The organism is Hymenobacter sp. YC55 (assembly GCF_029433095.1).
Lineage (GTDB): Bacteria > Bacteroidota > Bacteroidia > Cytophagales > Hymenobacteraceae > Hymenobacter.
Window position 1 is genome coordinate 24,463 of the sequence record NZ_JARNTX010000012.1, and the last position, 16,433, is coordinate 40,895.

13 protein-coding genes are annotated in these 16,433 nt (G+C 51.8%); 8 read left to right on the plus strand and 5 right to left on the minus strand.

Features of this window, described 5'->3' with window-relative positions; genetic code table 11:
- Positions 1 to 65: 65 nt before the first annotated feature.
- Complete coding sequence (locus tag P1X16_RS30500; protein WP_277236557.1) at positions 66 to 701, minus strand: NAD(P)H-dependent oxidoreductase; 636 nt, start codon at positions 699 to 701, stop codon at positions 66 to 68.
- 272 nt (positions 702 to 973) lie between these two features.
- Positions 974 to 2,020: an LLM class flavin-dependent oxidoreductase gene (locus tag P1X16_RS30505; protein WP_277236558.1), complete on the minus strand. Its 1,047-nt coding sequence runs from the start codon at positions 2,018 to 2,020 to the stop codon at positions 974 to 976.
- A 1,887-nt stretch (positions 2,021 to 3,907) separates the two neighbouring features.
- Between P1X16_RS30505 and P1X16_RS30510 the strand changes: the two genes are divergently transcribed.
- The 4 genes from P1X16_RS30510 to P1X16_RS30525 all read left to right on the plus strand — a co-directional run bounded on the left by P1X16_RS30510 (position 3,908) and on the right by P1X16_RS30525 (position 8,255).
- Positions 3,908 to 4,768 carry an aldo/keto reductase gene (locus P1X16_RS30510; protein WP_277236559.1) on the plus strand — a complete coding sequence of 287 codons (861 nt, stop codon included), beginning with the start codon at positions 3,908 to 3,910 and terminating at the stop codon, positions 4,766 to 4,768.
- A gap of 480 nt (positions 4,769 to 5,248) precedes the next feature.
- The gene (locus P1X16_RS30515; protein WP_277236560.1) at positions 5,249 to 6,184 is read left to right on the plus strand and encodes a helix-turn-helix domain-containing protein; all 936 of its coding nucleotides are present in this window, start codon (positions 5,249 to 5,251) and stop codon (positions 6,182 to 6,184) included.
- A gap of 210 nt (positions 6,185 to 6,394) precedes the next feature.
- On the plus strand, positions 6,395 to 7,297 hold the full coding sequence (locus tag P1X16_RS30520) for an AraC family transcriptional regulator (protein WP_277236561.1): 903 nt from the start codon (positions 6,395 to 6,397) through the stop codon (positions 7,295 to 7,297).
- Positions 7,298 to 7,397: 100 nt separating this feature from the next.
- Positions 7,398 to 8,255: an oxidoreductase gene (locus P1X16_RS30525; protein WP_277236562.1), complete on the plus strand. Its 858-nt coding sequence runs from the start codon at positions 7,398 to 7,400 to the stop codon at positions 8,253 to 8,255.
- A 130-nt stretch (positions 8,256 to 8,385) separates the two neighbouring features.
- Here P1X16_RS30525 and P1X16_RS30530 read toward each other — a convergent pair whose 3' ends face one another.
- Positions 8,386 to 8,748, minus strand: a complete 363-nt coding sequence (locus P1X16_RS30530) for a hypothetical protein (protein WP_245126500.1) — start codon at positions 8,746 to 8,748, stop codon at positions 8,386 to 8,388.
- Between the two features lie 151 nt (positions 8,749 to 8,899).
- Positions 8,900 to 9,601, minus strand: a complete 702-nt coding sequence (locus P1X16_RS30535) for a carboxypeptidase-like regulatory domain-containing protein (protein WP_277236563.1) — start codon at positions 9,599 to 9,601, stop codon at positions 8,900 to 8,902.
- Positions 9,602 to 10,751: 1,150 nt separating this feature from the next.
- On the opposite strand from P1X16_RS30535, the gene P1X16_RS30540 reads away from it, so the two are divergent.
- Entirely contained in the window at positions 10,752 to 11,954 is a 1,203-nt protein-coding gene (locus tag P1X16_RS30540) for a trypsin-like peptidase domain-containing protein (RefSeq protein ID WP_277236564.1), read from the plus strand.
- Positions 11,955 to 12,308: 354 nt separating this feature from the next.
- Here the strand turns inward: P1X16_RS30540 and P1X16_RS30545 are convergent, their stop codons facing one another.
- On the minus strand, positions 12,309 to 13,289 hold the full coding sequence (locus P1X16_RS30545; protein WP_277236565.1) for a tyrosine-type recombinase/integrase: 981 nt from the start codon (positions 13,287 to 13,289) through the stop codon (positions 12,309 to 12,311).
- Positions 13,290 to 13,650: 361 nt separating this feature from the next.
- Here P1X16_RS30545 and P1X16_RS30550 point away from each other — a divergent pair, with 361 nt between their 5' ends.
- Genes P1X16_RS30550 through P1X16_RS30560 form a run of 3 tightly spaced genes read left to right on the plus strand, consistent with a single transcriptional unit; the run spans position 13,651 to position 16,313 of the window.
- Positions 13,651 to 14,115 (plus strand): RidA family protein, encoded by a 465-nt coding sequence (locus P1X16_RS30550; RefSeq protein ID WP_277236566.1) that lies wholly within the window; start codon positions 13,651 to 13,653, stop codon positions 14,113 to 14,115.
- A 20-nt stretch (positions 14,116 to 14,135) separates the two neighbouring features.
- A complete protein-coding gene (locus tag P1X16_RS30555; protein WP_277236567.1) occupies positions 14,136 to 15,239 on the plus strand; it encodes a D-TA family PLP-dependent enzyme in 1,104 nt (367 codons plus the stop codon).
- A 3-nt stretch (positions 15,240 to 15,242) separates the two neighbouring features.
- Positions 15,243 to 16,313 (plus strand): membrane dipeptidase, encoded by a 1,071-nt coding sequence (locus tag P1X16_RS30560; RefSeq protein WP_277236568.1) that lies wholly within the window; start codon positions 15,243 to 15,245, stop codon positions 16,311 to 16,313.
- The last annotated feature ends 120 nt before the right edge of the window (positions 16,314 to 16,433 follow it).

Sequence of the window (16,433 nt, forward strand, 5' to 3'; positions counted from 1 at the left end):
AGGCAAGAGCAATTATTTCGCTTAATCAGAAACGTATGTTCAGCAAAGGCAATACGTGTGGATGCTTATGCAGCTACTGCTTGAGGAGTAGCTGCTTGGCGTGCCCGCTCAACTGCCTCTTGGCGCCGGGCCGGAAGTTGAGTTGCATCCATAGCCAAGCCTTCGGCCAAGATAAGTTGCACGTCAGTGATGCCGATAAAGCTCAGGAACGTGGTCAGGTAGCTGCTAGTGTGCTCCATGGCCTGGGCTGGGCCACTGCTATAAATGCCGCCGCGGGCCTCGCACACCACCACCTGCTTGTTGCCAGCCAGACCTACTGGTCCCTCTGCGGTGTAACGGAAAGTTTTGCCGGCCACGGCTATGGCGTCGAGGTAGGCTTTCACCATGGGCGGATAGCCGAAGTTCCACATAGGCAAGGCAAATACCACCGTGTCAACTGCCAGGAACTGATCCACTAGGTTACTTAGACGCTGCACTTTGTGGCTTTCCACAGCAGTGAGAGGTTGCTGGGCAGCAAGCTTTCCCCAACCGCTGAATACATCCTCGTCCAACAACGGTACCTCATCGGCATAAAGGTCAAGCACTGCTACTTCAGCAACAGGATGATTGGCTTGATAGGTTTCGACGTAGGCTTGTGCCATTTGTAGCGACACAGATGCCTCTGCAGACTTCGGGGTGCCTTTGATCAACAAAACGTTCATAATGACTTAGATTACAAGTAGTCTTTAAGAAAATGAGGTCGGCAAATGAATTGCTCCTCAACGAAGCGCAAGTACAGCGGCTTGTTGATGTATATACATATAATGTACATACATAGTTTCATGACTTCCTTTTTTCTACAGGTGAAATCCTAGAGCTTAAACAGCCTTATTCTCTGCATGCTGTAGCCAAGTAGTCAACCTGGGCTAAGATCAATCTTGCTGAAGACGGCAGAATCTATACCAGGTAGGCCGCAGACTGCAATAAGTGTGGATTAGAGTGCCACTGGTGTGTTAGCCTGGCGCAATAAGGGTGCTACACGCGTGCCAAGCAGCTCGACGGCCTTCATAATATTGGCGTGCGGCAGAGTAGCTACGTCCATTTGGAAGGTGACTCGGGAGATACCACCTAGCGCTTCGCTGTGCCGCAAAATCTTGGCCGCTACTTCTTCGGGGCTACCCACTAGTAATGCCCCACGTGGACCTACTTGCGCGTCAAACTGCGGCCGGGTGACGGGCATTCCGCCTCGCTCTTTGGCGCGGGCAGAGAAGGTACGAGCGTATCCCGGAAAAAAAGCCTCGTGCGCTTCCGGTGTAGTTTCTGCCACGTAGCCAAGGGAATGCAGACCCACAGGCAGTTGCTCGGGGGTAAAACCCGCCCGGCGGCCAGCTTCGCGGTAAAGGTCTACGAGCGGCCGGAAACGGTGGGTATCGCCCCCAATGATGGCCACCATCAGCGGCAAGCCTAGCATACCAGCCCGCACAAACGACTCAGGCGTGCCGCCAACTCCCAACCAGATGGGCAACTGTGCTTGCATTGGCCGCGGATATACTCCTTGCCCGTTCAGAGCAGGCCGAAACTGTCCCGACCAATAAATCTTTTCTGTTTTACGGAGAGCTAAAAGCAAGTCGAGCTTTTCAGCAAACAGCTCGTCGTAATCGTCGAGGTTGAACCCGAACAGCGGGAATGCTTCAATGGATGAACCACGTCCCACCACCATTTCGGCGCGGCCTTGCGAAATCAAATCTAGCGTGGCAAACTCCTGAAACACGCGCACCGGGTCGGCGGCGCTAAGCACGGTCACGGCGCTGGTCAGGCGAATACGCTTGGTGCGGGCGGCGGCCGCCGCCAAAATGACCGCCGGAGCGGAATCTAAATACTCAACCCGGTGGTGCTCGCCGATGCCGAACACATCAAGTCCTACTTGGTCAGCCCGCTCGATGCGGTCGAGTAATTGGCCCATGGCCTCTGCACCGCTCAAGGTGGTGCCGCTGTTGTTGCTCAGTAGGTGCGAAGCGAAACTATCAATGCCAATTTCCATGATACGTTAATTTAAGTACTACTATAAGCCTTTAACTATACAAATGTACGTACATTAAATGTATATACATAATTTAGCTGGCTTTTGTTATACTCTGTGAAAAGGCATTGTTAATATCTCTACAACTCGAAATAGGATATTCTTGTCGAGCTAGCGAAAGCAGTGCACAACCAAGTGGCTAGCATACCCATGAGCTTGCGCTACATCACCTAGTGTAGCGGTGATGACTTCTTACAGAGCTTTATGCACATCTCGCCTGTGAAGGCAGACGAGACATCAGCGCTTGGGTAACGGACAAAAATTGTCGTTCTATCCATGCAGATGGTGCACGAACCCATACAGCAAGGATAGGAAATACCGTCTGGATATAGCTTGCACAACGTTTTAATGGTTGAGGCAAGGTTCTCGTACAACGCTTACTTGTCAGCAGCAGAAAGCAGTGTGCTTTCAACTCGATGAGACGATCTAACGTGCTCAAAGCTCAGAACTGGCCACGTACAAAGCAGTAGAAACAGCTCAATTGTAAAAAGGGGCAGAACTTGGTTCGGTCAGCTAGCCTGCACGAAGCCACAAGTGCAGTGTACACCTTAAAAGTATCCTCACTCGCCCATAGTTTTCGCTCTAGACTCCATTGCTAGAGGCGTAGAGGCGGGCACTTGCTTCCGATGAGCAGTTGTAATAACAACTAAAGTGTCTTTAATCGTCCTTTGAAGAGAGGTGTGTAGAAACTGCCACGTACTGAGTGCAACCTTACCGGGAGGTGCCAGAACCAGCGCCTGTTGTTCCAACAAATTAAGGTTCTGCAGCAGTGAGTAGCGCTGCCGGGCAGGAAGCTCCTGCATGTACAAGTCGCGTAGGTTCCGAATGGTTGTGGAAAGTCGCACCCGAAGGCCAAATTGGTCTTCCGCCTCATGGAGCGGAACTGGTTGTGCTTGCAGACGTGCTAGGGTTTGCTGCAGTTGGAAGTGTATAGTTTGCTGCATAAAATAAGTAGGCAAGGAAGGTGTTATGAAGAGATAGGAGAGCAGAAAGTGTACTTGTATACGGTTGAGTTAGTTATAACGCCGGCCCTACAGCAACATTTGTGGAGCAAGGCGATTAATAAAGTATTCATTGCTGCGAAATAAGAAGCCGTTTCTGTAGAGCTACACCATCTATAGAATAAGTTGAGGTTGATTTTACTTTTCCAGAAGCAAGCTAAAAGCTATTAGCAACATTTCAAGGTGTTGAAGCGAAGAATTGCCTTAAATGAGACTGACGGTTGGTAAATCTGAGTTTAACAGGTGTCAGTTAGATACAGGAGCAGCTAGCACTTCGGCAAAAAGTCTGTCCAGCCAGCTAGAGTAAAATATTGGTATGAGCTGGCTTCAAATTGATGCTTTACTTCTAGATAGGGTGCAAATTTTATTGCTACTTATATGTCTCATTGTTTTGGTATATTATAGATAAAAGGCTCGTTTTTTCTATTTGCCTATTGGTTGAGTTGCGTGCCTTCTGCGTCACTAGGGTGCTCGTACAACTAGCAGGCTATATTGATGTAAACCGCGCCTCTCTTGTTGACTGTTTCCGGCGAGAAATTAGGCGCTGACTTGGCGGGCGGTGCAGTGTCAAGTAGGTTCTTTTGAGAAGAAATTTCAACCGGCTTTGACTGGCTGAAGGCATTACATTGACCAAGCAACTTTAGGTAGCAATACGAAAAGTAGTTGGGGACGAGAGCCTTACTACTAAGCATCTCCTATCTATTCTAGCAACGGATACCAGTCGGCTTGTTCCACAATTTGTGGCATACAAACCGGAATTTGGATAGCTCGACCAGCTACCTGATAGCCGAATTTTGCCTCCGCAATGCTGCTATAGCAGCAACTCACTACTCAACTACTCTCACTCATGAACAACATATTGCCTGCGGAAACTACCTTTTCAATCGGAGGCGACTTACCGGTTAACCGGCTCGGCTTTGGCGCGATGCGCATTCCGGGGCCGGGCCTTTGGGGTCCACCGTCTGACAGGCCCGCTATGCTCGCGCTGTTGCAGAAGGCAGTGGAGCTCGGCGTTACCTTCATTGACACAGCTGATATGTACGGCCCTTTCGTGTCGGAAGAATTGTTGGCCGAGGCCCTGCATTCCTATGCAAATGGGTTGGTGATCGGCACCAAGGGCGGGTGTGTACGCTTTGGCCCTGGCCCAGAGGGCGTGCTGCTCGATGGCACGCCGCAGCACTTGCACGATGCCCTAGCTGGCAGTTTGCGCCGCCTCAAGCTAGAGCGCATCGACCTGTACCAACTGCACCGCATCGACCCTCGCGTGCCGGCCGAGCGCACGTTCACGGCGTTGGCTGATTTCCAGCGCCAGGGCCTAGTGCGGCACTTAGGACTGTCCGAAGTATCGGTGGCTGATATTCAACTGGCTCAGCGGTATTTCCCAGTGGTTTCGGTTCAGAACCGCTATAGCCTATTTGACCGGGCATCGGAACCGGTGCTGGACTACTGCCGCGAGCAGGGTATTGCCTTTATTCCGTGGTTTCCTATTGGCGGGGGCAAAGTGCAGGAAACCGACAGGGTGCAACGCATAGCCGCACGGTACCAAGTGTCGGTGCGTCAGCTTGCCCTAAGCTGGCTGCTGCATCATGCGCCTAACATTTTACCTATTCCTGGTACCACTAGCCTAGCTCACTTAGAAGAGAACATGCAGTCTGCTTCCATACAACTGACCGCGCAGGATATGCAGGAGTTAGATAACCTCAGCTAAAAGCTCATAGTAAACCATTTTGATTCATGCGTGTGTAAACTAAGCAGTGTGCCACGGTAAGCGCATCAATGTTTCTACTTGCCGAATCCACTCACACCCCATGACACACGTTCTATGAGCATGTGTCATGGGGTGTGAGTGACTTTTAGTACACGCCAGTTTGCAGTTGTACCCTTGAGACAAGCTGAATTTGCAAGACACTCGCTGATAAATAAACGTAAGCAGGTACAGGTTGCCTAACATAACAAGTCTGTTTTCAGCTGCATGTTGGGCAGTGGCTCTTTGGCCGAACAAGCTTGTATGCAAGGCTAAATGAAACAGTGGGTAATGGAAAAGCAGAAGATTTAAGACACGGAGCCTATGCCGATAAAACACGTTGTCCAAGTACCTTGTTGTAACAACCTGCGGATTGCTAGCTGCTGACCTCTAGGCTCAGCGCACAAAATGTCAACTTCGTAGTAGCAACGTTCTCCCATACCTATGAAAGCCTCAACGGCCCGCTTTGCCGTCTTAGAAACAGTAGCCGACTTCACGCAGCATTATGGCTTTGCCCCACCTAGCCATCCGCTCGTGACGGTTATTGACTTGGCTCAGTACCCAGTGCCCGAATTGCTCGCCAAACCTGCTCTGCGCTATCTCTACCTCATCGTTTTGAAGCGGCATTTTCACGGGCAACTTTCCTACGGACAACAAGTGTATGACTATCGGCAGGGTGTGCTGGGATTTTACGCTCCTGGCCAGCCCGTGCAATTCTGTCCGTCGGGTGATGCTCCTACCGCAGGAAAGGCGGAGGGCTGGATGGTGGTATTTCACCCCGATTTGCTGGTTCGTCGCCCGCAGGGACAGTTTCTGGGGGGCTACCCGTTTTTCACTTACCGCGTGCAGCAAGCCTTGTCTTTATCAGCTGCCGAAGAGCAATTGCTGACCCACGCCGTGACCGGGTTACGGCAAGAAAGTGAGCAACCTGCCGACGTCTTTAGCCAGCAACTGCTGAGCACTCAACTCGATGTGCTGCTGCAATATGCTGGCCGATTTTATTACCAGCAATTTCCCGCACAGCCAGCTATCGGGCCCGACCTGCTTAGCCGTTTCGAAGACCTGCTTGCTACCTATCTTGATAGTGCCGCAGAGCAGCCCTTGCCCACCGTGCAATATTTTGCCGAGGCGCTACATGTATCGCCTGCCTACCTAGGCGATGTGCTGCGCACGCATACAGGGCAGAATGCGCAGCAACACCTGCACTATGCACTACTCGAAAAAGCTAGACGCTTACTCCTCAGCACTTCCTTAAGCATTCGCGAAACCGCTTTTTATTTAGGCTTCGACAACCCTTCGTACTTCAGTCGCCTGTTCAAGCATAAAACAGGTCTTACCCCCGCCGAATTTAGACAATCAGTCGTTCACGCAGTGAACTAGCTCGCTGACTGCCATGGCATGCACTGCCCTATAAATAAAGGCTTGACTTGAAGGATCAAGTGAGAAAGACGGTAGTAGAGCTTTCCTGTATCCTACCATTGCCAATAGGGTTGACTAGGTTTGCTGTAACCTATTGAAACAAGCAGTTGGACAGTCTGAATTGGCGCCAAACCAGTAGCTAGGTTAGTTTGAATTCGGTAAGTTTATACTATGCCAAAGCCTGAAACCCTTTCCGAGTTTTATCGATACCACTTCCAGCCTTTGCCTTACAATTCACCGAGCGCAATTGGTCAAGCCAACGTGTTTCGGCTGGAGGATGTGATGGCGCCAAGCGCCGAACCGGTGCCCTACAGTCGCCGCGATTTTTATAAAATCACCCTTATCCGCGGGTGCAATGTGTACCATTATGCCGACAAAAGCCTGGCAGTAAATGAGCCGACCCTACTGTTTTTCAACCCCCAGGTGCCGTATACTTGGCAGTCCCTCTCCGACGATACAAGCGGCTTTTTCTGCATTTTTCGCGAAGAATTCTTCACCGGATGGGGCAACCCGAGCCTGCTCGAACTGCCATTGTTTCGGCCCGGTGGCGAAACGGCGTTTCCCCTCACAGCCACCCAGGATGCGGAAGTGAGTGCGCTCTACGAGAAAATGTTGACGGAGCTTAATTCCGATTACTCTCTGAAGTATGACCTACTGCGCAACTACGTTTCAGAAGTAATTCACTACGCTCTTAAGCTACGGCCTTCTGAAGTCCGCTATCAACATCCGGATGCTAAGTCGCGCCTGACGGCTGTGTTCCTCGAACTCCTCGAACGGCAGTTTCCTATTGAATTCCCGTCTCGGCGGTTTGGGTTGCGCTCGGCCCGCGACGTGGCCCAGCAACTCGCAGTCCACGTTAACCATCTGAACCGTTGCGTGCGTGATACGACGGGTAAAACTACCACTGAGCATATTGCGGAGCGTTTGACCAGCGAAGCCCACGCGTTGCTCCGGCACACGGACTGGAACATCGCCGAAATCGGCTACAGCCTCGGCTTCGATGAACCGGCTCATTTCACCTACTTTTTCAAAAAGCAAACCGGTCTTGCTCCTTCTGGCGTGCGGCGCGTTTGAATTTAGTAAGTATCCGCTTGTATTCGGTAAGTCCTGACCCTGCCGGTTGACTGAACTTTGTAGTCGTCAATCAAGCCAATTAACGGACAATCAGACAAGCATGAACACGCAAGTACAAACGCAGCACGTATGGTTTATCACGGGTGCTTCCAAGGGGTTCGGACTGGAACTAGTTAAGCAATTGCTGGAACAGGGCAAGCGAGTAGCGGCTACCTCCCGCAACATAGATGAGTTGCGCCGGGCTGCCGGCCCTGAATCAGCCAGTTTTCTGCCTCTAACTGTCGATTTGGCTAGTGAAGCCAGCGTAGGCGAAGCTGTTGCAGCGACCATCAAGCAGTTCGGACGAATCGATGTAGTCGTGAATAACGCGGGCTACGGACAACTCGGTAGCCTAGAAGAATTGACTGATCAGGAAGCGCGAGCAAATTTCGAGGTCAACGTATTCGGTACACTGAATGTCATTCGGCAGGTGATGCCCCAATTGCGCAAGCAGCAGGCCGGGCACATTTTCAACTTCTCCTCTATTGCTGGCATTTTGGGCACGTTTCCCGGTTGGGGAGTGTACTGCGCCACCAAGTTTGCAGTAGAGGGATTATCCGAGTCACTGTCGGCCGAAGTAGCGCCGTTCGGCATCAAAGTCACCATTGTAGAGCCAGGCTACTTCCGCACCGATTTTCTCTCGTCTGATTCTTTGCGAGTTTCCCAGCAGCAGCTAGCCGAGTATGCCTTAGTGCGCGAGTCCATAGACGTACACCAACAGCACGTGAAAGGCAACCAACCCGGCGACCCGCAGAAGGGAGCCGCCGCTCTTATCCGAATTGCTGCGGAAGAGAATCCGCCCTTACACTTGTTACTGGGCCAAGACGCCTACGACATGACAGAACTGAAAATCAAAGCACTGCAGGAAGACATGGTTCAGTGGAAAGAGCTGTCAGTTTCCACTGGTTTTACAAAATAAGTCGACCCCCATATTCCTGGAGCAGGATAAGGTAGAGGGGAACACCCGTTTACTGGCGCCTACAAGGATTGATATAAGCACAAAAAAAGCCGCTAGTGCAACTAGCGGCTTTTTTCATTAGGCTGAGGTATTAGTTCAGGACAGCAGTGTGGGCTTTCAGGATCTGACGAGCAACAGCCAAGTTGGTGTCGCGGGCATTAACAGCCAGGTAGATAAACTTGTCCCCTTTCGTTGACAGCTTAATCACGTGTAACTGGTCGGTCAGGGTCAGCAGGATATCCTGGATGGTCTGGTTCAGCTTCAGAGCCGAAATGGCCTTCAACTTTTGCTTTACCACTTCCGTGTTATAAGCTGCAGCCGTATCGATATCGAAATCAGCAATATTGGAATGAGCGGCTAGAGCCATGCCCGTTTCCGTTTCTACAACGGCTACAGCCAGTAGGGTGGGGAGTTCAGCAAGAATTTCTTTAACGGTTTGCTTAGCAGAAGACATAAAACAGAAGAAAGAGGTAAAGAAGTATAGAAGGAGAAAATTGAAAATTTGTAAGAGAACAGGCCAGTAGGTATGCGCAGAAAGTGCGTACTAGATATACGGCCGTCGTGAATACGTACGGGCTACAAGCTGCCGCCCGTACCGCTCACGACTAGAACTGCCACCAGTGGTGCTTTTTGGTTTTAGCTTGGCGGGGCAGCAGCGTCACGTTGTGGGTGCCGCGGCTGGTGAGCTGCACTTCCTCTTCGCTGTAGCCGGCATAGCCGTACTGCAACACAGGCGTCTGCGCGGCCGGCACGAGCAGGGTGTAGTTGCCCGCTGCGTCGGTGCTCACGCCCCGGCCACTGACTTTGTCGATGACGGTAGCGCCAACCAGGGGCTTGCCGTTCTCATCGAGGATGCGGCCACGCACGCTGCTCAGGCGCAGGGTCGAGGCAGCACTGGCACTGGCGCTGCTCTCGGTCGAGGCCAGCAGCTCGGCGGGCAGTTCAGTAACAGTTACGCTGGAGGTAGCTTGCTCGTTGGTGGGCAGGGAGGTGCCGGCGAACACGGCCCCGCCGAGCAGGGCGCTGCCGGCGACCAGCGTGGTGGCGCGGCGGCGGAAGCGTTGGGGCTCGGTGCGGATGAGCTCGAACTGGCGAGATACCCAGCCCAGGGCCTGTACCTGATGGCCGGCGTGGGTGAGTTCGTAGTAGCGGCGCAGCGTGGCGTCGCCGTGTTGGCTGTTGGCTTTGAGGTAGGCGTCGACGGCGGCCGTGTTCTTGCTGGTCAGGTCGCCGCGCAGATACGCGTCGCGGTAAGAGGGGAGCAGGTCGCCGGTTACAGGGTGAAAGGGGTGAGCGCTGAGTTTCATAAGGATAAAGGACAAGAGGTGTGGTAAGTGCTTCAGAACGAGAGCAAAGATAGAGCAGTGAATTGCACTTATTTGCATGCTATTTATAGCAAACCGATTAAGTCATATCAGGTAAAAACACCTCGTTTCCGACGAACACATCAAATCACACCTCCAACAACGGGAATTGTTAGCCAAATAAAGTTATATGGAATAGGAATAAGTAAAAAATATTTACAGATTCTTAGAAAATTTATATGTGTAGTAATTCAAATTAGGAATATCTCACATATGCTGTCCCAATATGGGATTTGGTGTGCCGCAAATTAGCCTCGTTTTCAACCACCATGCGCTGAAGCAAAATATAACTTAACTTATAAATATTTGCTTATTAATAAACGTCACACATCAGCGGGTTTGCTGTTACATACATAACTGAAGTTTTGCTCGGGATTAAGGTGTTGCATCAGTCCTCACCCATAATAATTACCTCACGCAGTGAGGTGTGTGCTTGTCAATACTTATGTGGCTCATGGTGACAACTGCCAGCACGAGTTCTGTGCCTCTACTTTATTTGCTCCAGTGATCAATGCTAAGCTATAGTAACCTATTCAGGACTATTACAAGGGTATACTGTATCAAAGGAATACACGGTAATAGCCTTCAACATGACGACAATTATGCGAAGCTTGTCTGTGGATTTCTCATAAATAACTACGGGATATGGCTAGAAATAGAGGCCAATTCAAATAGGTAAGCACCTCTTATGCGTCCAATTACGTTTAAATGGTTTTCTCCGCTCCGCTGCGAAAAAGTAATTCCTTCTCAGGCGTTAAGCAGTGGTTTTGACATTATCCGTAAAACAACCCCAATGAGAAAACAGACGATCCTTTTGCTTGCTGGTAGCTTTTGCCTCGTGCAGCTAACAGAGAGTAGTTGCACCAGCAAAAAAAGCTCGGATGAACGGTACACCAACGCTCGACATCCTTCTGCATTTCTAGCTGACAATGGTTCGCCAAGTAGGAGCTCATCGGGAGTTGGCAATTTTGTGACTGCTGCCAAAGCAGCGACTCCTGCGGTCGTACATATCAAGACTACATATTCTACTGCGGAGGACTACAGCAGTCCTTTCGACCAAGCTTATGGCTCACCATCTGGGGGCGGCACGGCTATGGCATCCGGTTCAGGGGTACTTATTGCCAGCAATGGGTATATTGCCACTAACAACCACGTGGTGGAAAATGCGTCCACCATCGAAGTTGTTTTGCCAGATAACCGACAGTTTCCTGCGGAACTAGTTGGCCGGGACCCGAACACCGACTTGGCTCTGCTCAAAATCAAGGGCGATAATCTGCCTACCATTCAGCTCGGTAATTCTGATAGTGTGCAAGTAGGAGAGTGGGTGGTGGCGGTAGGGTATCCATTTTCCCTAAATACAACCGTCACGGCTGGTATTGTCAGTGCCAAAGCACGTAGCCTTGGCATTATCAACCGGCCTGGCCGCAGCAATGGTGGCGGGTACGCGGAGCCCACAGGCAACACGGGCGTGGAATCCTTTATCCAAACGGATGCGGCTATTAATCCTGGCAACAGCGGGGGCGCCTTGGTTAACACCAACGGCGAATTGATTGGCATCAACTCGGCTATTGCTTCGCAAACCGGTAGCTATGCCGGGTATTCGTTTGCTATTCCTGTGAATCTAGCCAAAAAGATTCTGGGTGATTTGCGGGAATACGGCTCGGTGAAACGTGGGCTGTTAGGCGTTTCCTTCCCGGCGCCTCCTGCCGAGGCGCAATATCTGCGCCAGCAAGGCTTGGAGCCGGGCGCTGTCAAGGGAGTTTATATAACTGGAGTGCTTGGTAATAGTGCTGCGGCTGCCGCTGGTTTGCAGCAGGGCGATATCATCCAGAGCATTGATGGTGTAGCGTTAAATTCGTCCTCGGAATTTTCGGAGCGCATTGCCCGCCACCGCCCCGGAGATGTTGTCAAGCTCACCTATCGGCGTAATAATAACACCCGTTCTACTTCGGCTACGCTAAAGGGAGAGGAAGCCACAGTAGCAGCCAAAAGCAACGCCGATCTAGACAAAATCTACAACAAGCTCGGGGCCATCTTTGCTCCCCTGCCAGCTTCGCTGAAACAACAACTCAATTTACGCGCAGGAGTGCTGGTAACTGAGGTCCGACAAGATGGTTTCTTTGACCATCTTGGCATTCCGAGCGGTACTATTATCGCCTTCGTCAATGGCAAATCTATTGCAAGCCCCAAGGATATAGAAGCTGCCTTGCTCTCGGCCCAAAGCGGCATGGTTCAAATGCTAGCCATTGCTCCCGATGGCTCGCGAGTGGTCTTCAACTTCCCTTTGGGTACATAGGCTGAAACTTAAATCCGCATGCACTACCTGTGGACTTTGTAGCTGCATTCAAACGCTAATTGCTGACTCAAATACGGGTTCGTGGTAATGTTTCTGCTCCTCAATCAAGCAGCTTTGTACTCGAACGTAACCGTACTGTCTAAGAGGTTGGAGTACACCAATAACATGATTATCGTGTCTATAACTGTATAGACTGTCGTACGCTTTCCACTTTCATTTTATGAAGGTGGAAAGCTAAAGTGTTGGTTAAAAGGAGTATTGTTTTTCAACGAAATACCCGGACTAACGATAACACGGATACCTTCCTTTTGTCATATGAATAGTTGCCAACTAGCACAGAGCAGTTTATGCGGATTATAGTCCTAGGTGCTGCGCAGCGTTGAATCGTTTCACATCATCCAGACGGGCATATCGTTCTATCATGGCGTCTGTTTTTTGTTTGGTTTGATTCTTTATGGCCTTGTTTGACTGCCCAGCTTCGACTGCAACGGTAACAAATGAAGCACGCAAAGAGTGAGCGGAATAATTAGCTCCTAGATGCCGTTGCACTAAATCATTTACGCTCTGGTCTGTTAACCTGTTTTTCCCTGGCTGAGCAGGTCGATTCCGGTTGCCGCGGCTCATACGGGTGAACAGCGGGCCAGTGGTTCTATTCAAACACTCAATCCATTCCTGTACTGCTCGCACCGGACAGAAGTGGGCGCTTGGAGCGTAGAACACTGCTTTGTCTTCTTCCTGTCCGTACTGGTTGGTTTTACTCTGGCGCAGATGTATTACCAACGCCTGACGAGTTAACTCCACATCTTCAACATTAAGTGCCACCAACTCGGAGCGGCGAAAGGCTCCTGCAAAACCCAGCAGTAGCACGGCCCGGTCCCGGAGGCCCGTGGGCGTAGTCAGGTCCATAGCCCTAATAGCTTGCTTGAGCTCTGCCACCGTAAAGGCCGGCGCCTGACGTTGTCGTTTGCCTACTATCCGGGCAATGCCGTCCAGTACCACGTTCAGGGCCTCGTGATTGGTTGGAGAGGGTTGCCCAGCCAATTGGTGGAGCTTGGCAATAGCTGCCACGTGCCGCCGTATGGTTGCTAACTTCATTCCGCGGTCGGCCAGCTGTGACACGTAACCCGCAACCGTCGTAACTTCAGCTGGTAGTTGCAGTAGCTGATGATGGTCGCAGTAATCCTGAAAGCTACGCAGGTCGGCGGCGTATCCGCGTTTGGTGTTCTCGGCACCATGCAAGCCAGCTTCGACGTACCTAGCCACCGACGGTGGCAGTTCCACCAAGGAATGCGTACGGGTGGGCACGATAACGGGCAGCGAAGACGATTTTTCCATAGACCTATAGGTAAATGAGCCAGCCGAGCGAATTTGTACTTGAAAGTAGTATAAAACAACTTAGTACTGATAAGTGAAGGTTATCGGTACTAAGTTGAGCAGCGCGCTTTTTTACTAGTGGTGCTATTCGGTTGGCTTGGCAGTGGACTAACAGAATTGTAGCCTTACTCCATAGCCTATGCTGAGTGTGCCGTTTGCTGAGCTTGCTTGGTAACGATGCCAGTTTCTGAATACTCAAAGCGTACTTTTACTTTGGTCGGAGAAACTTGCCTTACTTGTACACTACCATACGCGCTTAGTTTGGTGCCAGCAAAGGCATTAGCATTTGCTGCTTACTCAACCTTGTCACTACTAACTCTTCATGGCTACTCCCGAGGAAAACTTCGCTCAAACGGGCCTGCGCCTGCCCCCGGCTCCCACGCCGCTTGGTGTTTACAAACCTTGTCTGATTGACGGCAACTACCTGTATGTTTCGGGGCACGGAACCGTGCAAGACGACAAAAGCCTGATTATTGGCCGCATTGGCGAAGCCCTCGACATGGAGCAAGGTAAGTTGGCCGCCCGGCAAGTTGGCCTAGCTATTTTATCGACTATTGTTGCCAACCTTGGCAGCTTAAACAAAGTCAAGCGGGTTATCAAAGTGCTTGGCATGGTCAACTGTACTCCCGACTTCGAAAGGCATCCCTACATTATCAACGGCTGCAGCGAGCTATTTGCACAGGTGTGGGGCCCCGAAAACGGAGTTGGCGTGCGCAGTGCCGTGGGCTTTGGCTCTCTGCCCGACAACATTCCGGTGGAAATAGAGGCGCTTTTCGAGTTAGCTTAAGTACACGCACGGTCATCAATATGGAAGAGTGGTTCAGCATTACTAGTGTTGACAAGCTGGATACGCCTGCACTAGTGGTATATCCGGACCGGGTCAAGCAAAACCTGACGCAGCTAAAAGCTAGTATTGAGGATGTAGACCGGTTGCGGCCGCACGTGAAAACGCATAAAACGCAGGAAGCCGTGCAACTCACAATGGCGGCCGGTATTCGCAAATTCAAGTGCGCCACCATTGCCGAAGCTGAAATGCTGGCCCTCAGTCACGCGCCCGACGTGCTGCTGGCTTATCAGCCCATTGGGCCCAAAGCGGAGCGTTTTGTGCAGTTGGTCAAGCATTACGCCCACACCAAGTTTTCATGCCTGATTGATAACTACGCCGCGGCCCAGCACCTCAACGCCCTAGCCGCAGTAAGCGAGGTATCCATTCCCGTTTTCATCGACCTGAACGTTGGTATGAACCGGTCGGGCATTGCCCCGGCGGCGGCATTTGCCCTGTACGAGCAGTGCATGCCTCTGCCCAACATCAAGATTGTGGGGTTGCACGCCTACGATGGTCACCTTCGCGACGAGGACATAACTGTGCGCACCGAGCGTTGCCACCAAGCTTTTGCACCAGTTGAGGCACTGGCCACCCAACTACGAGCCGTTGGCTTAGACCCTATTATAGTGGCGGGTGGAAGCCCCACATTTCCTATTCATGCCACCCGCCAAGGTGTTGAATGCAGCCCCGGAACGTTTATTTACTGGGACGGTGGCTACGGGAAAACCTGTGAGGAACAGTCGTTTCTGCCCGCAGCGCTGGTGTTGAGCCGAGTTATTTCCCTGCCCGATGCTACCAAGTTGTGCGTGGATCTGGGTCATAAATCCATTGCCGCGGAAAGTCCGCTAGATAAGCGTGTCACCTTTCTGAATGCTCCGGAACTACAAGCAATTAGTCAGAGTGAAGAGCACTTGGTGTTGGAAGCCGGATCCAATCACGGGTACAAAGTAGGCGACGTGCTTTACGGTCTGCCCCATCATATTTGTCCTACCGTTGCTTTATACGAGCGGGCCATTATCATTGAGAACCAGGAGCTAACCGGCGAGTGGAAAACCATTGCGCGCGACCGTAAAATCAAGTTCTAGCGTATGCTGATAGTAGATGCCCATCTGGATTTGAGCATGAACGCGCTGGAATGGAACCGGGATTTAACCCAACCCGTGGCAGCCATAAATGCCCGAGAAGCCGGCTTGACCGATAAGCCCGACCGAGGAAAGGCAGTGGTAAGCCTGCCCGAACTGCGCAAGGGCAACATTGGGCTGGTAGTTGCCACGCAAATTGCCCGCTTCGTTGCGCCCGACAATGCCCTGCCGGGTTGGCACTCGCCGGCGCAGGCTTGGGCCCAAACGCAAGGCCAACTTGCGTGGTACCAAGCCATGGAAGCATCCGGGGAAATGGTGCAGATAAACAATCGCGCCACCTTGGAACAGCACGTAGCGCGTTGGTCCGACGACACGCCCACCGAACACAAGCCTATTGGCTACATCTTGAGTCTGGAAGGTGCCGATTCCTTGATAACCGTAGCCCACCTGGAGCAGGCATATAGCAACGGACTGCGGGCCGTAGGCCCCGCGCACTACGGTCCCGGCCGCTACGCGCAAGGCACCGATGCCACCGGTTTCATGGGGCCGGCGGGTCACGAGTTGCTGAAGGAAATGGAACGCCTGAACATCATTCTCGACGCAACTCATTTGTGTGATGACAGCTTCTGGGAAGCCCTCGACCATTTCAATGGCCCCGTATGGGCGAGCCACAACAACTGCCGGGCGCTGGTGAATCACAATCGCCAATACAGCGACGAGCAGATTAAAGCCCTGATAGCGCGCGGCGCGGTGATAGGGGGCGCTTTGGATGCGTGGATGATGGTACCCGGCTGGGTGAGGGGCGTATCAACTCCGCAAAGCTTGAACTGTAACCTGGAAGTGCTGGTCGATCATATCGATCATATCTGCCAGTTAGCCGGCAACACGCTGCACGTTGGCATGGGTACCGATCTGGACGGCGCCTTCGGCCGCGAGCAATGTCCCTACGACTTGGAGACCATTGCCGATCTGCAAACTATACCAACACTGCTAGCCAAACGAGGCTACACCACGCCGGACATCGAGAATATGATGCACGGCAACTGGCTGCGCTTCTTACGAAATGTGTGGCAATAGATAAGAGAAATTCATCTGTTACCTCGCTAACTAAGCCGCGCGTTTAGCGCATCATGAGCCGCTTAGTCGCCTCTCCCTCCTTGGTTTGCACGCGCACCGAATAGGCACCGGCTGCCAGTG

Bases quoted from the DNA above. Each gene is read 5' to 3' on its own strand.
- P1X16_RS30500 (WP_277236557.1), bottom strand. From the start codon at position 701: ATGAACGTTTTGTTGATCAAAGGCACCCCGAAGTCTGCAGAGGCATCT.
- P1X16_RS30505 (WP_277236558.1), bottom strand. From the start codon at position 2,020: ATGGAAATTGGCATTGATAGTTTCGCTTCGCACCTACTGAGCAACAAC.
- P1X16_RS30510 (WP_277236559.1), top strand. From the start codon at position 3,908: ATGAACAACATATTGCCTGCGGAAACTACCTTTTCAATCGGAGGCGAC.
- P1X16_RS30515 (WP_277236560.1), top strand. From the start codon at position 5,249: ATGAAAGCCTCAACGGCCCGCTTTGCCGTCTTAGAAACAGTAGCCGAC.
- P1X16_RS30520 (WP_277236561.1), top strand. From the start codon at position 6,395: ATGCCAAAGCCTGAAACCCTTTCCGAGTTTTATCGATACCACTTCCAG.
- P1X16_RS30525 (WP_277236562.1), top strand. From the start codon at position 7,398: ATGAACACGCAAGTACAAACGCAGCACGTATGGTTTATCACGGGTGCT.
- P1X16_RS30530 (WP_245126500.1), bottom strand. From the start codon at position 8,748: ATGTCTTCTGCTAAGCAAACCGTTAAAGAAATTCTTGCTGAACTCCCC.
- P1X16_RS30535 (WP_277236563.1), bottom strand. From the start codon at position 9,601: ATGAAACTCAGCGCTCACCCCTTTCACCCTGTAACCGGCGACCTGCTC.
- P1X16_RS30540 (WP_277236564.1), top strand. From the start codon at position 10,752: ATGGCATCCGGTTCAGGGGTACTTATTGCCAGCAATGGGTATATTGCC.
- P1X16_RS30545 (WP_277236565.1), bottom strand. From the start codon at position 13,289: ATGGAAAAATCGTCTTCGCTGCCCGTTATCGTGCCCACCCGTACGCAT.
- P1X16_RS30550 (WP_277236566.1), top strand. From the start codon at position 13,651: ATGGCTACTCCCGAGGAAAACTTCGCTCAAACGGGCCTGCGCCTGCCC.
- P1X16_RS30555 (WP_277236567.1), top strand. From the start codon at position 14,136: ATGGAAGAGTGGTTCAGCATTACTAGTGTTGACAAGCTGGATACGCCT.
- P1X16_RS30560 (WP_277236568.1), top strand. From the start codon at position 15,243: ATGCTGATAGTAGATGCCCATCTGGATTTGAGCATGAACGCGCTGGAA.